This window comes from Pseudomonas sp. IPO3778, assembly GCF_013386825.1.
Lineage (GTDB): Bacteria > Pseudomonadota > Gammaproteobacteria > Pseudomonadales > Pseudomonadaceae > Aquipseudomonas.
Window position 1 is genome coordinate 181,409 of the sequence record NZ_JACARC010000034.1, and the last position, 24,972, is coordinate 206,380.

At 62.8% G+C, this 24,972-nt stretch carries 22 protein-coding genes; 5 read left to right on the plus strand and 17 right to left on the minus strand.

Translation table 11 applies throughout. From position 1 onward, the window contains the following. Positions 1-23: 23 nt before the first annotated feature. From HX855_RS17040 to HX855_RS17060, 5 genes are all read right to left on the minus strand, one after another. Positions 24-1,040 carry a putative 2-aminoethylphosphonate ABC transporter substrate-binding protein gene (locus tag HX855_RS17040; RefSeq protein ID WP_177086841.1) on the minus strand — a complete coding sequence of 339 codons (1,017 nt, stop codon included), beginning with the start codon at positions 1,038-1,040 and terminating at the stop codon, positions 24-26. A 23-nt stretch (positions 1,041-1,063) separates the two neighbouring features. Continuing rightward, positions 1,064-2,788 carry a putative 2-aminoethylphosphonate ABC transporter permease subunit gene (locus HX855_RS17045; RefSeq protein WP_177086839.1) on the minus strand — a complete coding sequence of 575 codons (1,725 nt, stop codon included), beginning with the start codon at positions 2,786-2,788 and terminating at the stop codon, positions 1,064-1,066. A gap of 1 nt (position 2,789) precedes the next feature. Next, entirely contained in the window at positions 2,790-3,854 is a 1,065-nt protein-coding gene (locus HX855_RS17050; protein WP_177086837.1) for a putative 2-aminoethylphosphonate ABC transporter ATP-binding protein, read from the minus strand. A gap of 196 nt (positions 3,855-4,050) precedes the next feature. Continuing rightward, complete coding sequence (locus tag HX855_RS17055) at positions 4,051-4,914, minus strand: LysR family transcriptional regulator (RefSeq protein ID WP_177086835.1); 864 nt, start codon at positions 4,912-4,914, stop codon at positions 4,051-4,053. A gap of 16 nt (positions 4,915-4,930) precedes the next feature. Then, positions 4,931-7,207 carry a heavy metal translocating P-type ATPase gene (locus tag HX855_RS17060; RefSeq protein WP_177086833.1) on the minus strand — a complete coding sequence of 759 codons (2,277 nt, stop codon included), beginning with the start codon at positions 7,205-7,207 and terminating at the stop codon, positions 4,931-4,933. An 85-nt stretch (positions 7,208-7,292) separates the two neighbouring features. Between HX855_RS17060 and cadR the strand changes: the two genes are divergently transcribed. Continuing rightward, positions 7,293-7,742 (plus strand): Cd(II)/Pb(II)-responsive transcriptional regulator, encoded by a 450-nt coding sequence (cadR, locus tag HX855_RS17065; protein WP_177086831.1) that lies wholly within the window; start codon positions 7,293-7,295, stop codon positions 7,740-7,742. Positions 7,743-7,745: 3 nt separating this feature from the next. On the opposite strand, the gene HX855_RS17070 is transcribed toward cadR, so the two are convergent. The 9 genes from HX855_RS17070 to HX855_RS17110 all read right to left on the minus strand — a co-directional run bounded on the left by HX855_RS17070 (position 7,746) and on the right by HX855_RS17110 (position 18,332). Further along, positions 7,746-9,266, minus strand: a complete 1,521-nt coding sequence (locus tag HX855_RS17070) for an aldehyde dehydrogenase (NADP(+)) (protein WP_177086829.1) — start codon at positions 9,264-9,266, stop codon at positions 7,746-7,748. A 24-nt stretch (positions 9,267-9,290) separates the two neighbouring features. After that, complete coding sequence (locus HX855_RS17075; RefSeq protein WP_177086827.1) at positions 9,291-10,289, minus strand: ABC transporter permease; 999 nt, start codon at positions 10,287-10,289, stop codon at positions 9,291-9,293. A 26-nt stretch (positions 10,290-10,315) separates the two neighbouring features. Further along, a complete protein-coding gene (locus tag HX855_RS17080) occupies positions 10,316-11,824 on the minus strand; it encodes a sugar ABC transporter ATP-binding protein (RefSeq protein WP_256353020.1) in 1,509 nt (502 codons plus the stop codon). Positions 11,825-11,893: 69 nt separating this feature from the next. Next, the gene (locus HX855_RS17085; protein ID WP_177086823.1) at positions 11,894-12,982 is read right to left on the minus strand and encodes a sugar ABC transporter substrate-binding protein; all 1,089 of its coding nucleotides are present in this window, start codon (positions 12,980-12,982) and stop codon (positions 11,894-11,896) included. 90 nt (positions 12,983-13,072) lie between these two features. Beyond that, a complete protein-coding gene (rpiA, locus tag HX855_RS17090; RefSeq protein WP_177086821.1) occupies positions 13,073-13,783 on the minus strand; it encodes a ribose 5-phosphate isomerase A in 711 nt (236 codons plus the stop codon). 40 nt (positions 13,784-13,823) lie between these two features. Continuing rightward, positions 13,824-14,663 carry a MurR/RpiR family transcriptional regulator gene (locus HX855_RS17095; protein ID WP_177086819.1) on the minus strand — a complete coding sequence of 280 codons (840 nt, stop codon included), beginning with the start codon at positions 14,661-14,663 and terminating at the stop codon, positions 13,824-13,826. Further along, entirely contained in the window at positions 14,660-15,334 is a 675-nt protein-coding gene (locus HX855_RS17100; RefSeq protein ID WP_177086816.1) for an HAD family hydrolase, read from the minus strand. The genes HX855_RS17095 and HX855_RS17100 overlap by 4 nt, the downstream gene beginning before the upstream one ends. A 10-nt stretch (positions 15,335-15,344) precedes the next feature. Then, entirely contained in the window at positions 15,345-16,844 is a 1,500-nt protein-coding gene (xylB, locus tag HX855_RS17105; RefSeq protein ID WP_177086814.1) for a xylulokinase, read from the minus strand. A 3-nt stretch (positions 16,845-16,847) separates the two neighbouring features. Next, positions 16,848-18,332 (minus strand): aldehyde dehydrogenase, encoded by a 1,485-nt coding sequence (locus tag HX855_RS17110; protein ID WP_177086812.1) that lies wholly within the window; start codon positions 18,330-18,332, stop codon positions 16,848-16,850. A gap of 287 nt (positions 18,333-18,619) precedes the next feature. Here HX855_RS17110 and HX855_RS17115 point away from each other — a divergent pair, with 287 nt between their 5' ends. The 3 genes from HX855_RS17115 to HX855_RS17125 are packed head-to-tail and all read left to right on the plus strand — an operon-like array spanning position 18,620 to position 21,496. Then, positions 18,620-19,762, plus strand: coding sequence for a fumarylacetoacetate hydrolase family protein (locus tag HX855_RS17115; RefSeq protein ID WP_177086810.1), 1,143 nt, complete (start codon positions 18,620-18,622; stop codon positions 19,760-19,762). Next, positions 19,759-20,724, plus strand: coding sequence for a C-terminal binding protein (locus HX855_RS17120; RefSeq protein ID WP_177086808.1), 966 nt, complete (start codon positions 19,759-19,761; stop codon positions 20,722-20,724). Before HX855_RS17115 ends, HX855_RS17120 begins: the two co-directional genes overlap by 4 nt. Positions 20,725-20,734: 10 nt before the next feature. Next, complete coding sequence (locus tag HX855_RS17125) at positions 20,735-21,496, plus strand: SDR family NAD(P)-dependent oxidoreductase (RefSeq protein ID WP_177086806.1); 762 nt, start codon at positions 20,735-20,737, stop codon at positions 21,494-21,496. A 35-nt stretch (positions 21,497-21,531) separates the two neighbouring features. Here the strand turns inward: HX855_RS17125 and HX855_RS17130 are convergent, their stop codons facing one another. The 3 genes from HX855_RS17130 to HX855_RS17140 all read right to left on the minus strand — a co-directional run bounded on the left by HX855_RS17130 (position 21,532) and on the right by HX855_RS17140 (position 24,078). After that, positions 21,532-22,365 (minus strand): thymidylate synthase, encoded by an 834-nt coding sequence (locus HX855_RS17130; RefSeq protein WP_177086804.1) that lies wholly within the window; start codon positions 22,363-22,365, stop codon positions 21,532-21,534. Positions 22,366-22,416: 51 nt separating this feature from the next. Further along, the gene (gene lgt, locus HX855_RS17135) at positions 22,417-23,229 is read right to left on the minus strand and encodes a prolipoprotein diacylglyceryl transferase (protein ID WP_177086802.1); all 813 of its coding nucleotides are present in this window, start codon (positions 23,227-23,229) and stop codon (positions 22,417-22,419) included. 66 nt (positions 23,230-23,295) lie between these two features. Beyond that, on the minus strand, positions 23,296-24,078 hold the full coding sequence (locus HX855_RS17140; RefSeq protein WP_177086800.1) for a sulfite exporter TauE/SafE family protein: 783 nt from the start codon (positions 24,076-24,078) through the stop codon (positions 23,296-23,298). Positions 24,079-24,167: 89 nt separating this feature from the next. Here HX855_RS17140 and HX855_RS17145 point away from each other — a divergent pair, with 89 nt between their 5' ends. Beyond that, complete coding sequence (locus HX855_RS17145) at positions 24,168-24,914, plus strand: NRDE family protein (RefSeq protein WP_177086797.1); 747 nt, start codon at positions 24,168-24,170, stop codon at positions 24,912-24,914. Positions 24,915-24,972: the final 58 nt, after the last annotated feature.

A 24,972-nucleotide genomic window follows, 5' to 3' on the forward strand; every position in this document is an offset into this window, starting at 1 on the left:
CAGAGCGTGGGAACGATCGGTGGTTATTGTTTTTCCGACTTGCCGTCATAGCGCTTGCGCCACTCGGTCAGGATGCTGTCGCGGTTTTTCGAGGCCCAGGCAAAGTCGTTCTTGATCAGCCGCTGCTCGTAGTCAGCCGGCAATTCGGTCTGCGGCTTGGCAATACCCGGCTGGGCCAGTACCGCGAAGTTTTCCTTGTACAACTCCATCGCCGCGGGGCTTGCGGAGAAGTCGGCGAGTTTCTGTGCCGCGTCCGCGTGGGCCGTGCCTTTGATCACGGCGGTGGCTTCGATGTCCCAGCCCAGGCCTTCTTTCGGCAGGATGATGTCCAGCGGTGCACCCTGGCGCTTCAACTGCACGGCCGGGTATTCGAAGGAAATCCCTATCGGGAATTCACCCGACGCCGCCAGCTTGCACGGCTTGGAACCGGAGTGAACGTACTGGCCGATGTTCTGGTGCAGGTCGTCCATGTACTGCCAGCCCTGCTTCTCGCCGAAGGTCTGCAACCAGGCGCTGACGTCCAGGAAACCGGTGCCGGAGGAGGCCGGGTTGGGCATCACGATCTTGCCCTTGTACTCAGGCTTGGTCAGGTCTTGCCAGCTCACCGGCTTGCTCAGGCCCTGCTTTTCGGCTTCGACGGTGTTGAAGCAGATGGTCGCAGCCCACACATCCATGCCGACCCAGGCGGGCGGGTTGGCGGCGTCGCGGTAGTTCGCGCCGATCTTGCCCAAGTCTTTGGGTGCGTAGTTTTGCAGCATGCCCTGCTGGTCGAGAATCGCCAGGCTGGACGCCGCCAGGCCCCACACCACGTCAGCTTGCGGGCGGGCTTTTTCGGCCAGCAGCTTGGCGGTGATGATGCCGGTGGAATCGCGCACCCATTTGATGTCGATGTCCGGGTTAGCCTTTTCAAAGGCCTCTTTGTAGGTCTTCAACTGCTCGGCTTCGAGGGCCGTGTACACGGTCAACTCGGTCTTGGCGGCAAAGGCATTCAGGCTGAACGCAGTGAGCACAGCAGCGGCTAACGCCAGGGGCTTGAACATGGTGCAGTTCCTTTATGGGTGAATTATTGGCCGGGCGCGGTTTGGCGCCAGGCCTGGGAGCGGCGCAACAAGCCGCGTGAGGCCCACGCCAGCAGCAAGGACACGCCCGCCGAGGTGAACAGAATCAGGGTCGACATGGCCGCCGCACCGCCCACGTTGCCGGCGTCGTCCATGTTCAACACGGCGACGGCGGCGAGGATGGTGTCGGGGCTGTAGAGGAAGATCGCGGCCGAGACGGTGGTCATCGCCGACACGAACAGGTAACGCACGATGTCCAGCAGCGCCGGCAGGCAGATCGGCACGGTGACCCGCAGGTAATGACGGTACAGCGGCGCCTTCAGCGACAGGGCGGCGGCTTCGAACTCGGCGTCCAGTTGGCGCAGGGCCGTGGTGGCGGTCATTTGCGCAGTGGTCAAATAGTGAGCAATGGTGCACACCACCAGCAACGTCATGGTGCCGTAGAGCACATGCAGCGGGTTGCCGTTAAGGTTGAAAAAGAACACGTAACCCAGGCCCAGCACCAACCCCGGCACCGCCATCGGTACGAAGCTGAGCATGCGCAACGCCAGGTTCAGGCCCTTCTGGCCCTTGGTTTTTTCCATCAGGTAGGCGCCGGTGAAGATCAGCACGCTGCCGATCAACGCGGTGCCCAAGGCCATGGTGATGCTGTTGCGGTAGGCCAGCCAACCGCCGCCGGCCGTGTCTTCAAACTGGTAGTGGGCCAGCGACAACGACAGGTTGTAGGGCCAAAACTTCACCAGCGATGAATAGACCGCCATGCCGAACACCAGCAGCAGGCTCGCGCAGATCAGCAGGACGATGGCCAGGTAGCAGCCGTCCCGCAGCTTCGACGGCGCCGGCTGGAACACTTGGGCGCGGCCGCTCATGGAGTCGCCATGACGACGGCGCAGCCAGGCGTCCACACCGAAGCTGAACAGCGCCGGTAGCAGCAGGACCATACCAATCAAGGCTCCACGACCAAATTGCTGCTGGCCGACCACCGCCTTGTAAGCTTCCAGTGCCAGCACTTGGTAGTCGCCGCCCACTACCACAGGCACACCAAAGTCGGTGATGGTCAGGGTGAACACCAGGCAAAACGCGGCAAAGACCGCCTGACGCGTCGCGGGCCAGGTGATGCTGCGAAACGCCCGGGACGGGCTGGCGCCCATGCTCGATGCCGCATCGAACAAGCGTGCATCCGCCAGGGAAAGCGCCGACAGCAGAATCATCAAGGCATGGGGAAAGGTGTAGATCACTTCACCGAGGACAATGCCCCAGAAGCCATAGATGTTGTCCGACAGCAGCCCGCGCAGCATGCCCTGGTTACCGAACAGGTAGACCAGCGCAATCCCCGGCAGCATCGACGGCGCCATCAACGGCAGCAGCGACATCCCGCGCCAGATCGCCTTGCCCGGAATCAACGTGCGTTGCAGGGCGTAGGCAAACAGATAAGCCAGGGGCACGACGATGGCCGCCACGCTGAGGGAAACCTTCAGGCTGTTACCCAGCAACCAGTGGAAGTTGTCGCTGGTGACCAACTCCCGCGCCGCCACGAGGCCGCCGCCCTGCCCGGCTTCACTGCTGAAACCGCGCCAGAAGATCGCCATCAGCGGCATCAGCACCGCCACGCCCAACAGGCACAGCCAGAGCAGCTTGCCGCCGACCACAAAAATGCGGTCGCCGACTTGGGCACGGGAAACCTGACGAGCCACGTTGTCGGGTATCGGCAGAGTCATATCGCGGGCCATCTCAGGCAAACACCTGCAGGCTGCGCGGGGGCAGCGCGACCCAGATGTCCTGGGCGCCGAGGCGCGGCATGGCTTCCGGCGCGAGTTCGGCCAGCAGTGGATGGCCGGGCAGTTGGTCCAGTTCAAAGCTCATGCGGCAGCGGTTGCCGAGAAAGGTGATCTCGCGGACCTTGGCCGGGAACAGGTTTTCTTCATGCACCGGCGGGTTGACGCTGATGGCTTCCGGGCGGCAGAACAAACGGCCCGATTTTGCACCGCCCGCGTTGTCTGCCAGGCGCATATTCATCCCGCCGACCTGGGCGTGGCTGACGCTGTTGCGGCTGAACGGCAGCCAGTTGCCCTGGCCGACGAACTCGGCCACGAACGGTGTGGCCGGGCGGTCGTAGATTTCCTGGGGCGTGGCGTATTGCTCGACCTTGCCGTTGTTCATCACGGCGATGCGGTCGGCCATCAGCATGGCCTCGTCCTGGTTGTGGGTGACCATCAGGGTGGTGATGCCCAGGCGGCGCTGCAGTTGGCGCAGCTCGGTGCACAGGTGCTCACGCACTCGGGCATCGAGGGCCGACATCGGCTCGTCCAGCAGCAGCAAGGACGGTGCCGGCGCCAGGGCGCGGGCCAGGGCTACACGTTGTTGCTGGCCGCCGGAGAGCTGGCCGGGAAATTTCTTTTCGCTGCCCACCAGGCCCACAAGTTCCAGCATCTGGCCGACGCGCTTGCGTACCTCATCGCGGCCGCTGCCGGTGAGGCCGTAGCCGATGTTCGCTTCGACGGTGAGATTGGGGAACAGTGCGTAGGACTGAAAGAGAATGCCGTAGTCCCGTGCCTGGGGTGCCAGCAGGGAAACATCCCGCTCGCCGAGGTATAACTCGCCACTGTCCTGGCGCTCCAGGCCGGCGATGCAACGCAGCAAGGTGGTCTTGCCGCAGCCTGACGGGCCCAGCAGGCACACCAATTCGCCGGCGGCGACATCCAGGGACACGTTGTCCAGCGCGGTGAAGGCGCCGAAGCGTTTCTGCACACCGCGCACTTTCATTGGCGCGCCGGGGTTGGTCATGGCTGTGTTCATGGAGGCACCTCATCAAACTGATGAAGGTCATCCTAGGGAGACAATGCGTCCCTCGTGTGGCAGAAAGGCAAAACACAGTGATAGTGGTATTCGTAGATTTTTGTAGGAGCGAGCTTGCTCGCGAAAAACCTGTGGGCAACGCGTTCATCCTGGATGCCCGCGTTATCGTTGGCGATTCTCGCGAGCAAGCTCGCTCCTACAGGGGGGACATTTCCTGCGCCAACCCCAGGAACGCCGCCGGCAACCGCGCGCCCTTTCGCTCTTTAAGGCAGTACAAATACTCGGGAATCTGCGGGGCATTCTCGATGGTCAGCACACGCAATTGCGGGTCGTGGGGCACTTCCTGCCGGGCAATGATGCTGATGCCGATATTGCGCAGCACCGCTTCACGGATCGATTCCCGGCTGCCGATCTCCAGCAGCGGCCCGTAACTCACACCGGCGCCCTGCAACATTTCTTCGGTCAATCGGCGGGTGGTGGAGCCCGGTTCGCGCATCAGCAAGGTGTGCCCGGCCAGCGCAGTCAGCGGTACATGGTCGAGCACCGCCAGCGGATGGTTGCGGTGCACCGCCAGTACCAGCGGGTCCATGCCCAGCACTCGGCGAATCAGCCGCGGGTCGTCAAGCAACTGGGATGAGGCGGCAACGTCAACGCGGTAATCATCCAGCGCTTCCAGCACTTGCTGGGAGTTGCCGATTTCCACCGAGACCTCAACCTGTGGCAGTCGCTCGCGGAAGGTTTTGACCAGGTCGAGGATGTAATACGGCGCCGTCGCGGCAATCCTCAACGCGCCTTGCACCTGGCCACTGTTGCGCAGGAAAAACTCAATGTCCGCCTCCTGCTGCAACAGCGCCTTGACCATCGGCAACAGCCGCGCACCTTCGTCGCTGACGGTCAGGCGGCGCCCGCCACGGTAGAACAGTTCAACCGAGTACTGGCTTTCCAGGTGACGAATCTGGGTGGTCACCGTGGGCTGGCTCAGGCCGAGTTTTTTCGCCGCCTGGGTAATGCTGCCCAGGCGGGCGACCATGTAAAACGCCTTCAGCTCGGCACTCAGCACACCACCCTCTCATCGACTATTTGCGCAACAGGCGCAGACCATTGAACACCACCAGCAGGCTCACGCCCATGTCGGCGAACACCGCCATCCACATGGTGGCCATTCCGAGGAAGGTCACCGCGAGGAAGATCGCCTTGATCACCAAAGCCAGGCCGATGTTCTGCTTGAGGATACTCGACGTTTGCCGCGACAGCCGAATGAATGCCGGAATCTTGCGCAGGTCATCGTCCATCAGGGCCACGTCGGCGGTCTCGATGGCGGTGTCGGTACCGGCGGCGGCCATGGCAAAACCGATCTCGGAGCGGGCCAGCGCCGGCGCGTCGTTGATGCCGTCGCCCACCATGCCGACCCGGTGGCCCTTGGCGTAGAGCGCTTCAATGGCTTGCAGCTTGTCGGTGGGCAACAGGTCGCCCTGGGCCTGGTCAATGCCCACCTGATCCGCGATCGCCTTGGCGGTGTGGGTGTTGTCGCCGGTGAGCATCAGGGTCTTGATGCCCAGGTCATGCAGCTGCTGGATGGCTTCGCGGCTGGTGTCCTTCACAGTGTCGGCCACGGCGAACAGCGCCAGCGGGCCGGACTTGTCCAGCAACAGGACCACGGACTTGCCTTGTTTTTCCAGGGCGAAGAGCTTCTCCTCCAGGGCCGGCGAGCACAGGTTCAGCTCTTCCACCAGGCGGTGGTTGCCCAGGTAGTACACCTCACCATTGATCTCGCCCTTCACGCCGCGACCGGTCAGGGCCTCGAAGTTATCCACAGTGTGAACGGTGAGATTCTTATCCACAGCCGCGTTGGCGATCGCCAGGGACACCGGGTGATCGGAGCGCCCGGCCAGGCTGGCGGCCAGGGCCGGCGCGCGGTCTTCCATGTTCGGGACCAGCGCCAGGTAATCGGTTTGCACCGGTTTGCCGTGGGTGATGGTGCCGGTCTTGTCCAGGGCCAGGTAGTCGAGCTTGTAACCGCCCTCCAGGTACACGCCGCCCTTGATCAGGATGCCTTTGCGCGCCGCAGCGGCCAGGCCGCTGACGATGGTCACCGGGGTGGAAATCACCAGCGCACACGGGCACGCGACCACCAGCAATACCAGGGCGCGATAGATCCAGTCGAACCAGACGCCACCCATGAACAGCGGCGGAATCAGGGCCACGCCCAAGGCAAAGATGAACACGGCCGGGGTGTAGATTTTCGAGAAGCTGTCGACAAACCGCTGGGTCGGCGCGCGGGCGCCCTGAGCCTGTTCCACGGCGTGGATGATTCGCGCCAGGGTGGAGTTGTTGGCCGCTGCGGTGACTTTGTATTCCAGGGAGCCGGCCTGGTTGATGGTGCCCGCGAAGACTTTATCGCCCACGGTCTTTTCGATCGGCAGGCTTTCACCGGTGATCGGCGCCTGGTCGATGGTGGATTGGCCCGAGGTGACTTCACCGTCCAGGCCAATCCGCTCGCCGGGACGAACCCGCACGATGGCGCCAATTTCGATGATTTTAACCTCTTGTTCAACCCAACTGCCGTCAGCCTGACGGACCGTGGCCTGCTCCGGGGTCATCTGCATCAAGCCGCTGATAGCGTTACGGGCGCGGTCCAGGGACTTGGCTTCGATCAGTTCAGCCACGGTGAACAGGAACATCACCATCGCCGCTTCGGGCCACTGGCCGATCAGGATTGCGCCGGTCACGGCGATGCTCATCAGGGCATTGATGTTCAGGTTGAGGTTCTTCAGGGCGATCCAGCCCTTTTTATAGGTGGTGAGGCCGCCGCTGAAGATCGAGATCAGCGCGACCAGGGCAATCACCCACGTCGGCGCGGCGTTGGTGAAGTGCAGCACTTCAGCGCCCAAGGCACCGACGCCGGACAACGCCAGCGGCCACCAGTGTTTCTTCGCGGGCGGCTCGGCCGGGGCTACGCCTTCCTCGATGGGATCAGCCTGCATGCCCAGGGACTTGATGGCCTCGATGATCGGCGCGGTGGTCGGCAGGTCGTGGGTCACGCCGAGGATGCGGTTGATCAGGTTGAATTCCAGTTGCTGTACGCCGGCGAGCTTGCCCAGTTTGTTCTGGATCAGCGTCTGCTCGGTGGGGCAGTCCATGGCTTCGATGCGGAAGGTGCTCAGCCGCGAGCCCGCTGTCGGGGCTTCAGTCAGCTTCACCAACGCAGGCGCGGCCTTGCTGGAACAGCAGGAATCGCCATGGCTGCCATGGTCGTGCTTCTGCACAGGCTTGAGCTTGGGGCCGTGATCGTGCGCGTGGTCATGATCATGGTCGTGGTCGTGCTTGTGCGGGGTGTGGATGGAATCGCTCATTCTGTCGCGTCCGTAAAGGTGCCTGTTGCCAAGTAAAGACCCTGTAGCCACTATAGGGTCAAGCACCCTTTTGGAGATTGCTGCGATGAAGATCGGCGAATTGGCAAAACTGACGGATTGCCAGGTGGAAACCATCCGTTATTACGAGAAGGAAGGCCTGCTGCCGCCGCCGGCGCGCAGCGAAGGCAATTACCGCCTGTACACCCAGGCACACACCGAGCGGCTGGTGTTTATCCGCAACTGCCGCAGCCTGGACATGACCCTTGAGGAAATCCGCAGCCTGCTGGGCCTGCGAGACAGTCCCCAGGACCAGTGCGAAAGCGTGAATGCGTTGATCGACGAGCACATCCACCACGTCAAGGCGCGGATCGACGGGCTGCTGGCGTTGCAGGAACAGTTGCTCGACCTGCGCCAACGCTGTGGCGGCGGGCCGGACCTGGATCAGTGCGGGATTTTGCAGCGCCTGGAAGTCAGCGGCGGAGTGACGGCCAGTGAAGCCGAACACTCCCATGTGGGCCGCAGCCACGGCCACTGAGGATCAGAGGTGTCGCAGGTCCTCGGGCAACAAGGCCGGCGGAATATTCTGATAGCTGACCGGCCGCAGGAATCGGCGGATGGCCATGGTGCCCACCGACGTGGCGCCAAAGTTGGTCGACGCCGGATATGGCCCGCCATGCACCATCGCCTCGCTCACTTCGACCCCCGTCGGGAAACCATTGACCAGGATGCGCCCGGCCTTGCGCTCCAGAATCGGCAGCAGGCGCCTGACGTCATCGGTATCAGCCCCATCCATATGAATCGTGCAGGTCAGTTGCCCCTCCAGGGAACGCGCCACCTGCAACAACTCATCGGCATTCGCCACGGTCACGACCAGGCCAAGCGGGCCAAAGACTTCGTGGCCGAGTGACGCATTGGCCAGCCATTCGCGGCCGGTGGTGGCAAAAAGATAGGGCGTGGCATGGCGCAGCTCACAGGTGGTGGTCAGCACCTCACGCACGCCGACCGACTCCGCCACCCGATCACGCCCGGCCCGGTAGGCCGCGGCAATGCCCTCGGTGAGCATGACTTGCGCACCCACCGGTTCCAGCGCCTGCACCGCCGCCCGGATAAACCCGGTGGCCGCCTCGCCCTCGGCCAACACCGCAACCCCCGGGTTGGTGCAGAACTGCCCGGCGCCCTGGGTCAGTGAACCGGCCCAGCCCCTGGCAATCTCCAGCCCGCGTTCGCGCACGGCGTGAGGCATCAGAAACATCGGGTTCACCGAGCCCAGCTCGCCATAAAACGCAATCGGCTCAAAGCGCTTGGCGCACAGGTCAAACAGTGTACGGCCGGCGGCCAGCGAACCGGTAAAGCCCACCGCCTTGATCAGCGGATGCTGCACCAGGCGCTGCCCCACGGCCCGGGAACCGCCGTGAACCAGGCTGAACACGCCCGGGTGAACCGCGCACTTTTCAATCGCGGCGTGAATCGCCTCGGCCACGATCTCGCTCGTTCCCGGATGTGCTTCATGCCCTTTCACCACCACCGGGCAGCCGGCGGCCAGCGCAGAGGCCACATCGCCGCCGGCGGTGGAGAATGCCAGGGGAAAGTTCGACGCGCCAAACACCGCCACCGGCCCGAGGGGACGCTGCATCAGCCGGATATCCGGACGCGGCAGCGGCTGACGATCCGGCAGCGGCACGTCATGCCGCCGGTCGAGGTAATCGCCCGCCAGAATATGCGCGGCAAACAGCCGAAGCTGGCCCACGGTACGCCCGCGCTCGCCCTGGAGGCGCGCCTCGGGCAAGCCGGTTTCCAGTGAGCCGACAGCGGTGATCGTCTCGGCCCGGGCCTCGATTTCATCGGCAATCGTATTCAGAAACGTCGCCCGCGCCTCCCGCGTCGAGTAACCAAAGCTCCAAAACGCCTCCTCGGCCGCCTCACAGGCACGGTTCACCAGGTCGACGTTACCGGCCGAAAAGTGGCTGACCGGGCCGTGGGTTGGCGCATTGGAAAAGGTCGTGTCGGTCGCGACCCACTGCCCCGCGATAAGGTGCTTGCCGTGCGCAGTAAAAGACATTGGCGTTTCCTGAAATGGGATGAGTTAACCGAAATACCGCACGCGGATGGCGTCGATGGCCACCGCGATAAAGATCATCACGCCACCAATCATGCCGACGTAGAACGACGGCACATTCACGATGGCCAGGCCGACCTGGATAACCGTCAGCAGCAACACACCGCCCAGTACGCCCTTCACGTTGCCGCGCCCCCCAAACACACTGACGCCGCCGATAATCGGCGCCGCAATCGCGTAGAGCAGGTAGCTGGAGCCTTGGCTCGAGGTGATCGCCATCTGCCAGGAAGCCAGCAGAAAGCCGGCCAGCGCGGCCAGGAAACCGGAAATGGTGTAGGTAATGATCTTGACCCGGTCGACGCGGATACCGGCGGAGTTCGACGCAATCGGGTTACCCCCCACCGCGTAGATCGAACGGCCCAGCACCGTGCGCCGCAGCACAACGCCCATCACCACCAGCGCCAGCAGAAACACCACCGGCATCAGCGGCCAGCCATCAATCGTCACCTGGCCGATCCAGATATAACCGTCGGCCATGTTAGTCAGCGTGGTGCCCTGGGTCAGTGCCAGCAAGGCGCCCTGCAAAATGATCATCATCGCCAGGGTTTCAATCAGCGAGACCATCTTCAGGCGCGTGATGCACAGCCCGTTGAAGAAGCCGATCAGGGTGCCCACCAGCAAGCCGATAGCCACGGCCAGGTACCACGGCAAGCCCCAGCTGGAGTAGGCCAGCGCCCCCACCGCCGAAGAGAAGCCGGCATTGGCCGGAATCGACAGGTCGATTTCCGCCACCAGCAGCGGCAAGGCCACCGCCAACCCCAGGGTGCCCAGCACCGTGGCCTGCACCATCACGTTCTGCAGGTTGAACAGGGTGAAGAAGAACTCGTTGAAGGCGCCGAACAGGGCCACCAGCGCGATCAGCCAAATCCACACCACATTGTGTAAAACCCAGCCCAATACCGCAGGGCCATTGAGCTTGGTCGCGGCAGGCGACACCCGGGTTACGGGCCTGGCGATAGTTTCCATTTCGGTGTCTCCACTCTTATTCTTTTTCAACTGCTGGATCCTTGTACGGATGCGCGAATGCGCTCGACGGTGATGTCCTCTCCCGTCAATGTTTCCTTGATCGTGCCCTGATCGAAGATGCACACACGGTCCACCGCGCGCACCAACTCATCGGTGTCGCTGGAGACGATGATCACCGCCACGCCGGCATCGCTGAGTGCGTCGATGATGCGCAGCACGTCCTGCTTCACCCCCATGTCGATGCCACGGGTCGGCTCGTCGACCATCAGCAACCGTGGCTGAGTGGCAAGCACACGGCCCAGGCAGACCTTCTGCTGGTTGCCGCCGCTGAGGGTGTTGACCGAGTAATCCGGGTTGGGAGACTTGACCCCCATCGCCGCAAAGTAGTGATCGATCACCGAGGTTTCGGCCTGGGTGTCGATAAAGCCCAGGCGGGTCCGCGCGCCCAGTGAAGACATGGCGATGTTGCTGCCGATGGACATCTGGCCCACGGCCCCGTCCTTGCGGCGATCGTCGGAGAGGTAGGCGATGCCCGCCTCGAACGCCGCGCTCGGCGATCGCGGCAATGGCCGCACCGCTTCGCCATTGATCGAGAGCGTGCCCATCGACGGGTGCAACCCGAAGATGGCACGGGCCATTTCCTTCGCACCGGCACCCGGCAGGCCGGTGAACCCCACCACTTCGCCGGGCGCAATATCGAGGCGGTCCAACGCCAGGCATTTGCCCCGAACGCCGCGCAACGAAACCGCCGGGGCCTTGCCGACATGGTCACGGCGCTTGCGCTGGAACAGCTCCACGCCATGACCAATCACCAATTCGGTGAGCTGCTCCGAGGTCAACGCGGTGAGGTCATCGCGGGTGCCGGCCAGGCTGCCGTCACGCAACACGGTGACCGCGTCGCAGATCTCGAGAATTTCATCGTTGTAGTGAGAGATGAAAATGAAGGTCACGCCTTCGCTTTTCAGGCGCAGCATAAAGTCGAACAACTGCCGCCGGTCGACCACCGTCAATGAGGCCGTGGGCTCGTCGAGAATGATGACCTTGCCCCCGGAAAACATCGCCCGCAGGATGTTCAGCTTGCGCCGCGCCACCGCGTCGAGGCTGCCGGCCAAGGCCTGGGGGTCGATGCCCGAACCGTCGAGCATCCGCGCCGCATCGGCGCCCAACTGTTTCCAGTCGATAAGCCCGTTACGCGTCGGCCAGATGCCCAGCATCAGGTTCTCGGCCGCCGTCAGATTGCCGATGATCATCGGCTCCTGGGTCACCAGAAACACCCCGGCCAGCTCCATCGCCTTGACGTCCACCTGCTTGAGCACGCGGCCATCCATGAGAATTTGCCCGGAGGTGGGGATGACCTGGCCCGAGATGATCCCCACCAGCGTGGACTTGCCCGCGCCGTTCTCGCCCAGCAGCCCATGGATCGAGCCGCGACGAATCTGCGTGGACACACCGCGCAAGGCATGCACCGGGCCATAGCTTTTGGCGACGTTATCGATCGTCAGGATCGTGTCGTCGGGCGTTGGGTGTAAGGTCATTTTCTTATACTCACCATCACCTGGTCGGAGAAACATCGCGGCAGAGCGTCACCCTGCAGCGACAGCCCATCACTTGGAGGACACACCCCACACTTTCTCTGCGACGTAGCCCCAGTGGCGTTTGTCGTCGGCGTTTTCCGGGGTAATCAGGAACGCCGGGATAATCAGCGCCGGACCGGTCTTGCTCTGCACGATTTCACCGGTCTCCCAGAAGTAATCCTTGTTCTGGTAGGGCCCCAGGGGAACCGCCTCGCCCTTGAGGGCGTGCTTGGTGATCATCTCGACGGCAATCTGGCCGTAAGCTACCGGGTCCTGGGACACACAGCCGTCCATGTAGCGGTCCTTGATCCACTCAAGGGCTGCCGGCTCACCGTCGATGTTGATGAAAATGACGTGGCCTTTTTCACCGATTTTCTTCCAGCGGTCTTTCTGCTTGAGGGCCGCGACGATCCCCCGCGAAGGGGAGTCGGAAGGGGCATGCACCGCGTCCAGGTCGGGGAATTCCGAGAGGGTGGACAGGGTCACCGACTGCATTTTGTCCAACTGGCCCTCCGTAGGCCGGGCCAGGTATTTGATCTCGGGGTACTTGGCGAATACCGAGTCCATGCCCTCCTTGCGCAGGCGCCAGGCCACCGACGCCAGGGCGCCGAAGCAGTTGAGCACCGTGCCTTTGGGGCTGCCGTATTTGTCCACCAGGCGCTTGACGATTTCTTCGGCGGCCATCACGCCACCCTTGAAGTTATCGAAGCTGACGGTGATCGCCACGTCGCCGCCGTCGGCCGGGGTATCGATGATGCCCACCGGAATCTTGCGTTGGTTGTAGCGTTTGATCGCCGAGACAATCGCCTGGCTGTCGATGGGGTCGCTGATGATCGCCGTCGGCTGGGACAGCATCAGGCTCTGCCATTGCCCCAGTTGGGTGGTGGTGTCGAAGCTGGCGTTGGTCGCCTGGAATTTCCCGGAGAGTGCCTGGACCGCTCGCTTGACCGACTCTTCCTGGATCACGAAAAAGTAGTAGTCCAGGCTCTTGTTGGAGTAGGCAATCGACAGTGGCGTCGCCGCAAAGGCGCTACGCCCCAGCATCGCTCCCAACCCAAGGACTACACCGCCAGCCAGCACGTTACGGCGGCTTACGTTTGATAGATCGACTTTTTTCATGGAAGTATCTCCGACTTATTATTGTAGGTTTAATACTGTCTTTCGCCTTCTTTCACGCAGGTGCAGCCTTGCTCCGGGCAGCGGATACGGTTATCGCATCCGCACGTAGGAAGACCCGTCGAAACATCCCACCACCATGCCCACCGCCTCACGGGTGAACAGGCCGTTTTCCACTACGCCAGGAATACGGTTGAGTTCGATCTCCAACGGTGCCGGGTCGTGGATGACCGGGCCACACTGGCAATCAAGAATGAAGTTGCCGCTGTCGGTGACCACCGGCTCGCCATTGCGCAGGCGGCGGATGATGGTGACCTCGGTAATGCCCTGCTCGGCCAACACCCGCTTCACCAGGCGCTCGGTCTGCTTCCAGCCAAACTGCACCACTTCCACCGGCAACGGGAACTGGCCCAGGCTATCGACAATCTTGGTTTCGTCGCACACGCAGATCATGCGTTTGGAGGCATGGGCGATGATCTTTTCCCACAGCAGGCAGGCGCCGCCGCCCTTGATCATGTTGAACTGGCGGTCGATCTCGTCGGGGCCGTCGACGGTCAGGTCGAGCTCACCGATTTCGTTCGGGTCGGTAATTTCGATGCCCACTTCACGCGCCACATCGTTGGTCGAGCGGGAGGTCGTGGTGCAGGTCACGTGCAGGCCGTCGGCAACCAGCTTGCCCAATTCACGAACGAAGAAGTGCGAGGTGGTCCCGGAACCCAGGCCCAGCTTCATGCCGTTGCGCACAAACGCTTCGATCACTCGGCGTGCCGCGACTTTCTTGGCTTCGTTCTGTTGGTTACTCATTTACGCCTCCTACTTGGGCAGTGTTCCCACAGGCTGTGGGTCAAATCTTGTCGGTTCGCCATGAGTCGAGGGCGGTCAGTTGATCGGGGAACTGACTGCCACTGGCGATCGCAATCGCCGCGACCAGCATGTTGGTCACCAAGTGATGGTTCAGCCGCGACGCCAGCGGCGTCATCAGCTCGGTATGTTCATAGGGCTTTACCGCGATCACTACGTCGCTGACCTTGGCCAGCGGGCTGTCATCGGCCGCAATCGACACCACTTTCGCCCCGGCCTTGCGTGCGGCGATCGCCACATCGACCATCTGCCGGGTATGCCCCGACTGGGAAAAGATCAGCGCCACTTCGCCGGTGCGTGCGCCTTCGGCGTGCATCCCCTGGCGCTTGCCACCCAGCAGGGCCTGGCAGCGCATGCCCAGGCGCTGGAACTTGTGCTCGGCATCCAGCGCGTTGACCACGGAAATGCCGGTGGCGTAGATCCCGGTCCAGGTGGCGGCCTGCAACAGGCGGGCTGCGTCGGCGACGGTTTCCGGCTGAAGGTCTTCTTCCAGCCGCTGGATAGCATTCAGCGAATTGCGGCAGGTCTTGCGCACAATGTTTTCGATGCTGTCATCCGGGATGATCTGCTCGTAGGCAAACGGCGCCGACGGCACCAGGCTCTGCACCAGGTGCAGCTTGAACTCCTGGTAACTCTCAAAGCCAAACCGCCGGCAAAAACGCATCACGGTCGGGTCGCTGACCGAACAGGTTTCCGAGAGCTTGGCCATGCTCATTTGCAGGACCTTGGCCGGCGAGGTGGAAACAAAGTTGGCCACCCGGCGTTCGGCCCGGTGCATGTCTTTGCTTTCATCAATAATGCGTTGCAGCAAACTGTCGCTCATATGCGCTCCTTGGCGATGGGTGGGCTGCGTTGTAACAGATCAGCCAAACGGTTCAAGCGCTGCTCCCGGGAAATCTCCACATTCGGCCCGCCGCCCCAAGGCACCACAAAAAACCCCACGCCCGCCGCCTGCGCCGTCGCCTGGTCGACCCGGGTGTCACCCACATAAGCCCAGGCGCCGTCTTCCAGGGCCATGGCCTCGGCCACCGCCAGCAAGTGCCGGGGGTCGGGTTTGCACGCCGGCACCGCGTCGGCCCCCAGGGCCACCTCGAACAACCCGGCCAGGCCCAGTTGCTCCAAGACCTTGCCGGTGACGGCGTGGTTTTTGTTGGTGCAGATCCCCAGGCGAATCCCCGCATCACGCAGGGCCTGAAGGTCTTCACGCACATGCGGGTAAAACCGCGTGCTACCCGCCGGGTCGTCCATGTAAGCCTGCAAGTAGCCGTCGAACGCGCGCTGCACCTGCTCCTCGTCATAGGCAATGCCCAGGTCTTCAAGGATGTCGACGATCAAACGCCGAGGCCCGTTGCCGAGAAAATTTTCGACATGCACCGGGTCCAGTGCCGGCCAGTCGTTCAGCGCGAAGCCGACATTCAGCGCTTTGGCGATATCGAACGCGCTGTCGATGAGCGTCCCGTCAAGATCGAAAATAAGCGCGCTATAGACGGACATGAAAAGACTCCTAATCAAAAAGAGGGGCACCGAGCTCGACAAAGGTGTCCCTGAGCGTCGGATAAAGACCGTGATAAATGCGATGCGCCTGAGCGAAAACCTCGGCCGTGGCGGCATCCGGCGCCTGGCGCGTAATCGCCCGGCAACTGGCCGCCGCGCTGGCCGAATCGGCCCACACACCCACCGCCAGCCCGGCCACCAGCGCCGCACCGAACGCAGCCCCTTCGGCGGCACCCTCAGTGGTCAGCACATCACAGCCGAAAATATCCGCTTGCATCTGGCGCCACAGCGGCGATCGCGCGCCGCCGCCGGAGGCCTTGATCACACGGCCGGCAATGCCCAGTGGCTGCATCAGCGCGTGCATGTCGGCAAGCGCGTGCACGGCACCCTCCATCACGGCGCGCGCCATATCGCCACGGTGATGGCGACCGGTCAGGCCCACGAAGGCCGCGCGCAGTTCCGGCTCCGGATAAGGGCAGCGCTCACCGTTCAGATAGGGCAGGAACAACAGGCCATGGGCGCCCGGTGCGCTATCGCCCGCCTCGGCCATGACCTGATCGAAGGACGCACCGGCACAAAAGGTGTCGCGAAACCAGTTCATCGAACCGCCGGCGTTCAACGACACGCCCATGCAATGCCACTTGTCTGCGGCAACGTTGCAAAACACCTGCAAGCGACCGTCCGGGTTGTCCTGGGGTGCATCCAGCGCCGCCGCAAGAATCCCGGCGGTGCCGATGGTAGTTTGCAATTCGCCGGGCGCAATCACCCCGGAACCAATGGTCTGGATCACCGAGTCACCGCCACCGCCGGCCACCGGCAAGCCTGCAGGCAGGCCGAACAACTGCGCGCCTGCCGGGCTGATGCGGCCGGAAATCACTTGGGATTCGAACACCGGCGGCAGCAAGGCCGGATCAATCCCCAGCGTCTCCACCAGGCCCGTCGCCCATTGCCGCGAGCGCACATCGAACAGCCCGGTACCCGAGGCGTCCGAGACTTCGCTGGCGACCTCGCCGGTCAGGCGCAGACGCAAGTAGTCCTTGGGGTTGAGCACGCAGGTGGTGCGGGCAAACAACTCGGGCTCGTGGCGTTGCATCCAGAGGATTTTGCCGCCGGTGTAACCCACCAGCATCCGGTTGTTGGTGGCCACCAACAAACCCTCGAGGCCACCGGCGGTCTCGGTGATCCAGTCACATTCGGCGGCGTTGCGCTGATCGTTCCACAGGATCGCCGGGCGCAACACGCGCCGGGACGCATCCAGCGGCACCAGCCCGTGCATTTGCCCCGACAGCCCCACACACAGCAATTCCACGCCCGGCGTCTTGGCCAGCACGCCGGCAATTGCGCGGCGTGCGCCTTCTATCCACAACTCGGGGTCTTGCTCGGTCCAGCCGGGCCTGGGTTGGGAGAGCGGGTACGTTGCCGTGTCGGCGGCAATCACCGCGCCGTGAACGTCGAGCAGCAATGCCTTGCAACCCGAGGTGCCGATATCAATGCCAATAAGTGCCTGCATGGCTCAATTCCCGACGCCATGGTGCAGACGGACGTGCTTGAAGTTGAAGTACTCCAGCAACCCTTCGCGACCATGCTCGTAACCCACACCGCTCTGTTTGCGGCCACCGTAGGGCGCATTCATGATCCCGGCGTCGACGTTGTTGATGGCCACATTGCCGTAGTCCAGCCCGGCCGACAGCGTGTGAATCTCGGTCAGGTCGCGGGCATAGGCGTAAGACGCCAGGCCATAAGGGGTGTCGTTGGCCAACGCGATCGCTTCGGCCAGGTCGTCGAACGGTGCAACGCCCACCAGCGGGCCGAAGGTCTCTTCGCTCATGACCAGCATCTGGTGCGTGCAATCGGCGACGACGGTTGGGCGCATGAAATGCCCATTCGCGTATTCCGCGCCTTCCGGCGCCTTGCCGCCGGCGATCAAGCGAGCACCCTTGGCCAGCGCGTCTTCCAGGTGCGCGCGGGTTTTATTCAGGGGTTCGGCGGAGGCCATCGCGCCGAGGTCGGCGGCGGGATGTTCAAGGCCGTTGTGCACACTCAAGGCATCGGCGGCCGCGCCCAGCTTGCTGAGGAAGGCCGGGTAAATCGAGCGATGGACATAGATGCGGTTGATCGCGATACAAATCTGCCCGCAGTTACGGAAACTGCGGCGGGCCGCGCCTTTGACGGCGGCATCCAGGTCGGCGCTGGCCGTCACCACCATCGGGCAATTGCCGCCCAACTCCAGTGACAGGCGCTTGACCTGCGGGCAAGTGCGCTGGATGTGCAAGCCCACCGCACTGGAGCCGGTAAAGGCCACTTTGCTGACCTGCGGGTGCTCCACCAAGGCTTGTCCGACCTGCGAGCCCTGACCGGTCAACACGTTGACCACACCGGCCGGAATCCCGGCTTCGAGGCATTTTTGGGCAATCGCCAACGCAGTGTAGGGCGTCAGTTCGGCAGGCTTGATCACAATGGTGCAACCCGCCGCCAGGCTGGCGCAGAGCTTCCAGCCCACCAGCTCCGCCGGGTAGTTCCACGGCGTAATCGCCGCAACCACACCGATCGGCTCACGCACCACCAGGCTCTGAAAGCCCGGCTGGTCGTTGGGCACAATCTCGCCGTGTACGCGGGTCGCTTCCTCGGCATAAAAGTGGCAGGCCTCGGCGAGCTTCAGCACTTCGCCCTTGGCCTCGTTGACGGGCTTGCCTTGTTCGGCGGTCATGATCTGCGCCATGTTCAGCGCATCGGCACTGATCAGGTCGCCCAAGCGATGCAGGGCACTGGCGCGGGTTTTGGGCAGCTCGCGGGACCAGGCGGCAAACGCGTGATGGGCGGCAGACACCGCCTCTTCGATTTCCTGGGCAGTGGCGCTGGCAATGTGGCCGAGCACCTCACCGGTCGCCGGGTTCTCTACCGGCAAGCGTGGGCCTGCGCCTTGACGGAATTGGCCATTGATAAACAAGGCGCCTTGCAGCGCGGTAATCGATTCGGAGAGAGAATTATTGTTATGCATGGGACTGCTCCGTCACCTATCTCTGCGGTTGAACCACTGACTTAATTCGAAAATATAGTATTGCTAGCTTTTTGCAATAGCCCGTCGAAAATTCACCTTTCCCGGCAGCGCACCAAAATCGCCCACCCACGTCTGAAACACTTAATATTCGCCTTAATTTTCAGCATTTTAGTGCTAAAAGGCGGTTTTCAGCCCAAAAAATGCGATTTCTTTCATGCGAGATGGCTTGACCGTGCTTAAAATCAAAACGTAGCATTACTAGATATCAACAATAAGGAAACCTGCTCATGCTGCCCATCTCACTCAAGAACGCCAAACTGGTAGGTCGGGTCTGGCTCCCCGGCAAAGGCCCTTGCGTTGTTATCCTGCGGGAAAACGTGCTGATAGACGTCACCTCCTCGGTGGTCTCGATGGCCGATTTTCTCGACAACAACCCCGCCGAACGCTTCGACACCCTCAGCGGCGAACCCATCGGCGACCTCGCCGACCTGATCCTTGAACCCTCCGAGATGGGCTATCACTCCGACCGCCCTTGCCTGCTGGCGCCCTGCGACTTTCAAGCCTTGAAAGCCTGCGGCGTGACCTTTGCCAGAAGTATGGTCGAACGCGTGATCGACGAACGAACGGCAGGCGACCCAGGCCGCGCCAATGAATTGCGCACGCTGATCGGCTCACTGATTGGCGATAGCCTGTCCAATGTTCAGGCCGGCTCGCCGAAGGCCGCCGAGATCAAGGCCGCCCTGATTGCCGAAGGGTTGTGGTCCCAGTACCTGGAAGTAGGCATCGGCCCCGACGCCGAGGTGTTCACCAAATCCCAGCCCATGGCGGCCGTGGGTTATGGCGCACAGGTGGGCATCAACCGCATCTCCGAATGGAACAACCCCGAGCCGGAAGTGGTGCTGGCGGTAGACAGCAAAGGCAACATTCGCGGCGCCACCCTGGGCAATGACGTGAACCTGCGGGACGTCGAAGGCCGCTCCGCCCTGCTGCTGGGCAAGGCGAAAGACAACAACGCCTCTTGCTCGATCGGCCCGTTTATCCGCCTGTTTGATGAACACTTCACCCTCACCGACATCGAAAACGCGACCCTGACTCTGTCGGTCAGCGGCCTCGACGGCTTTGAAATGTCTGGCGGTTCCAACATGGCCGAGATCAGCCGCAAGCCTGCCAACCTGGTGTCCCAGGCATGCAACGATTCGCACCAGTACCCCGACGGCTTCATGCTGTTCCTCGGCACGATGTTCGCGCCGACCCAGGACCGGGAGAAAAAGGGCTCCGGCTTTACCCATAAGCCGGGCGACCTGGTGGACATATCGACGCCGCTGCTGGGGACCCTGCGCAACACCGTGGTGTATTCCGACGAGGCCGCGCCATGGACCTATGGCACGCGTGCCCTGATGCGCAACCTGGCAAAACGGGGGCTGTTATGAGTCAGGCAACCCTGAAATTCGTGGTCACCGACCAGGCCTTCGGCAATACCCGCCATGAACAGGCCGCTGCCGCCGCTGCCGGGGCAACGTTCGTTGAGCACCAGTGCCGCACGGAGGACGAAACCCTGGAAGCCGTGCGCGGCGCCCAGGCCGTATTGAACAATTTTGCACCGATGACCCACCGCGTGATGGAGGCCATGGCGCCCGGCGCGGTGGTGGTGCGCTACGGCGTCGGGGTGGATAACGTCGACCTGGCCGCCGCCAAGGCACTGGGGGTGCGGGTGTGCAATGTGCCGGACTACGGGGTTGAAGAAGTGGCCGATCATGCGGCTGCCATGACCCTGGCGCTGGCCCGCAAGCTGGATTATTACGGCGCCGGCATTCAGGGCGGCGAATGGAAAATCGCGCAGATGGTCGACGGCATACGCTCCTTGCGCGACACCACCGTCGGCCTGATCGGCCTGGGCCGCATCGCCCGCGCTTATGCATCGCGCATGGCGGCATTCGGCTGCACCCTTGTCGGCTACGACCCCTACGTCACCAATCAACAGGCCCGCGCCTGCGGGATCGAACCGATGTCACGGGAAGAGGTGATCACCTGCGCCAACGTGTTGTCGCTGCACGTGCCACTGACCCCCGAGACGCGCCATGTCATCGACGCTGGCGCCATGGCCCGCATGCCCAAGGGCGCCATCCTGATCAACTGCTCCCGCGGCGGCCTGATTGATGAAACGGCGCTGGCGGCCGCGCTGGTCAGCGGGCACCTGACCGGCGCCGGGCTCGATGTGTTTGAAAAGGAGCCGCTGCCCGCCACCTCGCCCTTGCGCACGGCGCCACATGTGCTTATGTCACCCCATGCGGCCTTCTTCTCGGACGCGTCAGTGGATGCACTGCAACGACTGGCCAGCGAAGAAGCCCTGCGCGGCCTGCGTGGCGAGGCCCTGCGCTGCCCACTGACCTGAGAGGCAGACCATGAACTACCTTGAAAAACAATCCCTGAGCGGCAAGCTCGCCCTGGTCACCGGGGCGGGCCAGGGCATTGGCGCGGCCATCGCCGAGGCGCTGGCCGCCACCGGCGCTGAAGTGGTTTGCACCGACATCCTGCGCGAGCGCGCCCAGGCCACCGCCCGCGACCTGAACGCCAAGGGCTACACCGCCCGGGCCGAAGTGCTGGACGTGACCGATAGCGCCGCGATCAACGCCCTGGCCGCCGCCCTGCCGGCACTGGACATTCTGGTGTGCAACGCCGGGATCGTCACCAACACCCCTGCCGAAGCGATGACCGACGAGGAATGGGACAAGGTCATCACCGTCAACCTGACGGGCGTGTTCCGCACGTGCCGGGGCTTCGGGCGGCGCATGCTGGAGGCCGGGCGTGGCTCGATCATCAACATCGGCTCGATGTCCGGGCAGGTGGTGAACGTGCCGCAACCGCAATGCCACTACAACGCATCCAAGGCTGGGGTGCATCAGTTGACCAAGTCGTTGGCGGTGGAATGGGCCACACGGGGTGTTCGGGTGAACGCCGTGGCCCCGACGTATATAGAAACGCCCCTGCTGCACGGGCTGGAGAATCAGCCAGGGCTGATTGAACGATGGCTGCAGATGACCCCCGCCGGCCGGATGGGGCAGCCCCACGAAGTGGCGTCACTGGTGCAGTTTTTGGCGTCGGATGCCTCGAGCCTGCTGACGGGCTCGATCATCAATGCGGATGCGGGCTATACCTGCATCTAGGGGGAAGACCGGGCTTGAACGCCCGGCCTTGACGATCAGATCGCCACGTCGGCCTTGATGCTCGGCTCGGCGTCGTAGCCCACGATTTCAAAGTCTTCGAATTTGTAATCGTAGATCGACTCGGGTTTGCGCTTGATCACCAGCTCCGGCAGCTTCTTCGGCGTGCGCGCCAGCTGGGTCTGGATCTGTTCCATATGGTTGCTGTAGGCGTGGGTGTCGCCGGTGGTGACGATGATCTCGTGAGGGATCAGGTCGCATTGCTGGGCCAGCATATGGGTCAGCAGGGCCAGGGCGGCGGTGTTGTACGGCAGGCCGAGGAAGACATCGGAGCTGCGGATGTACAACTGCATCGACAGATGACCGTCGTGCACAAAGGCCTGGTACAGCAGGTGGCAAGGCGGCAGGGCCTGCTTGCCGTCGCGGGCGTTTTGCTGCGGGCTTTTGGTCTCGTCCGGCAGGTACTCGACGTTCCAGCCGTGGAACAGGATGCGGCGGCTGTTGGGGTTGGTCTTCAGCGTCTCGACCATGTAGTCGATCTGGTTGATCTTGCCGCCGTCCTTGGTTGGCCAGGCGGTCCACTGCTCGCCGTACACCGGGCCCAGGTCACCTTCTTCGGTGGCCCATTCGTCCCAGATCTTTACGCCGTTTTCATTCAGCCACTTGATGTTGGTGTTGCCGCTCAACATCCAGATCAATTCGTTGGCGATGCTTTTGAAGTGAAGCTTCTTGGTGGTCAGCAGCGGAAAGCCGTCGGCCAAGCTATGCCGAAACTGACGGGCAAACACGGCCTTGGTGCCGGTGCCGGTGCGATCGCCCTTGGTCAGGCCATTGGTCACGACGTCGTTCAGTAGTTCGAGATATTGCTTCATGTCTATACCTGTATCGTTGAAGCCGGGACCCTCGGGCCCCGGCGTTCGAATTTAAAGCGCGGTGTTCTTGATGCCTTGCGGGCGATTGTAAGCCCACCACAACAGGCCCAGGCCGGCGATGATCATCGGCAGGCTGAGAATCTGACCCATGGTCACCCAGCCCCACGCCAGGTAGCCCAACTGCGCATCCGGCACCCGCACGAACTCGACGACAAAGCGGAAGATCCCGTAGAACAACGCGAACATGCCCGACACGGCCATGGTTGGGCGTGGCTTGCGCGAGAAGATGTAGAGGATCAGGAACAGCGCCACCCCTTCCAGGGCGAACTGGTACAGCTGCGACGGATGGCGCGGCAATTGCGCCGGGTCGCTGAACGGCGGGAACACCATGGCCCACGGCACGTCGCTCGGCTTGCCCCACAACTCGGCGTTGATGAAGTTGCCGATACGCCCGGCACCCAGGCCGATCGGCACAAACGGGGCGACGAAGTCCATCAGTTGGAAGAACGACTTGCCGTTACGCCGGCCAAACCACCAGGCGGCGATCATCACGCCCACAAACCCGCCGTGGAACGCCATGCCGCCCTTCCACACCTCGAAGATCAGGGTCGGGTGGGCGATGTAGGCTGGCAGGTCGTAGAACAGCACATACCCCAGGCGTCCGCCGACGATCACCCCCATCGACATCCAGAACACCATGTCGGAGAGTTTCTCCTTGGTCCAGGTCGGGTCGAAACGGTTCAGGCGCCGGGAAGCCAGCAACCAGGCACCGCCGATGCCGATCAGGTACATCAACCCGTACCAATGGATTTGCAGCGGACCGATGGCCACGGCCACCGGGTTGATCTGCGGGTAAGGCAGCATTGCGACTCCTCGTTAAATCAATAGTCTTGGCGCATCGGACCATGCCGGTGCGCGATTAAGCCTGCGTTACAGCAAAAAATTCAGCCCCACACAAAACAGCAGCCCGGCGAACAGCCGCTTGAGCAAGCGCGGCGACAACCGGTGTGCCAGGCGCGCGCCGAAACGGGCCGCCACCATGCTGGTCAGGGCAATGCCCAGCAGCGCCGGCAAATACACAAAGCCGAGACTATGATCGGGCAGCAACGGATCATGCCAGCCCAAAATCATGAAACTTAACGCACTGGCCAGGGCGATCGGCAAGCCACAGGCCGATGAAGTGGCCACCGCCTGCTGCATCGGCACGCTGCGCCAGGTCAGGAACGGCACCGTCAGCGAGCCACCGCCGGTGCCGAAAATCGCCGAAGACCAACCAATCACGCCGCCCGCCAGGGTCAGGCCAAGCTTGCCCGGCACCTGGCGGCTGGCCTTGGGCTTGAGCTCCAGAGTCATCTGCGTGGCGATCACCAGGGCGAATACACCGATGATCTTCTGCAAATGTGGCCCGGAGATCGCCTCGGCGGTCAGCGCGCCAAAGCCTGCGCCCAGCAGGATACCCACGGCCATCCACACAAAAATCGGCCAGCGCACGGCACCCCGGCGGTGATGCTCGCGCACCGCATTCACCGACGTGAAGATAATAGACGCCAGGGACGTACCGACAGCCAGGTGAGTCAACACCGAGGGATCAAAGCCCTGCAAGGTGAAACTGAACACCAGCACCGGCACGATAATGATCCCGCCGCCCACGCCAAACAGCCCGGCGAGCATGCCCGCACAGGAACCCAGCAGCAAATACAGGAGAAATTCCATGGGTGCCCCCGAAAACAGACCGGCATGTTAACGGATGCAAAGCACCGGGTTCTATGGGTAGAGTGGGCAAAACACAAAGGGATCGCCTTATGTGCCTGATTGTTTTCGCCTGGCGGCCGGGCCATGCCCAGCCGCTGGTCGTCGCGGCCAACCGTGATGAATTCTATGCCCGGCCTACGTTACCACTGGCCCAGTGGCTGGATGCACCCCATGTTTACGCAGGCAGGGACCAGGAAGCGGGCGGCACCTGGCTGGGGCTTGGGGCCGATGGGCGCTTTGCGGCGCTGACCAATATCCGCGATCCGCACCAGCCGCCGGCGCGCAAGTCCCGGGGCGAGTTGGTGGCGCGCTTTCTTGGCGGTTCGCTGCCGGTTGCCGACTATTTGGCCGATGTTAACGGCCGATCGATCGAATATGCCGGGTTTAACCTGTTGGTCGGGACGCCGGATGAGTTGTGGCATTACAACGCCAAGGCAGCAGCGCCGACGCGGCTTGAAGCGGGGGTTTATGGGTTATCCAATGCAGGGTTGGATACGCCGTGGCCGAAGTTGTTGAAGGCCAAGGCGGCCCTGGCTCAGGTGCTGGAAGATCCGCAGCCCGAGGCCTTGCTGGGGATTTTGAGCGACCCGCAGACCGCACCGTTTGCCGACTTGCCGGACACCGGCGTGGGGCTGGCGACGGAGAGTTTGCTGTCGAGTGTGTTTATTGCCAGCCCCAGTTACGGAACGCGGGCGAGTACGGCGTTGATTGTAAATGCCGACGGGACGCGGCATATGGTGGAGCGCAGTTATGGGCCCCATGGTGGCAGGCTGGGCGAGGTGGAACTGAAGCTTTAGCTGTGAACGGGCTGGCGTCATCGCGGGCAAGCCCGGCTCCCACAGGGAAATGCATTCC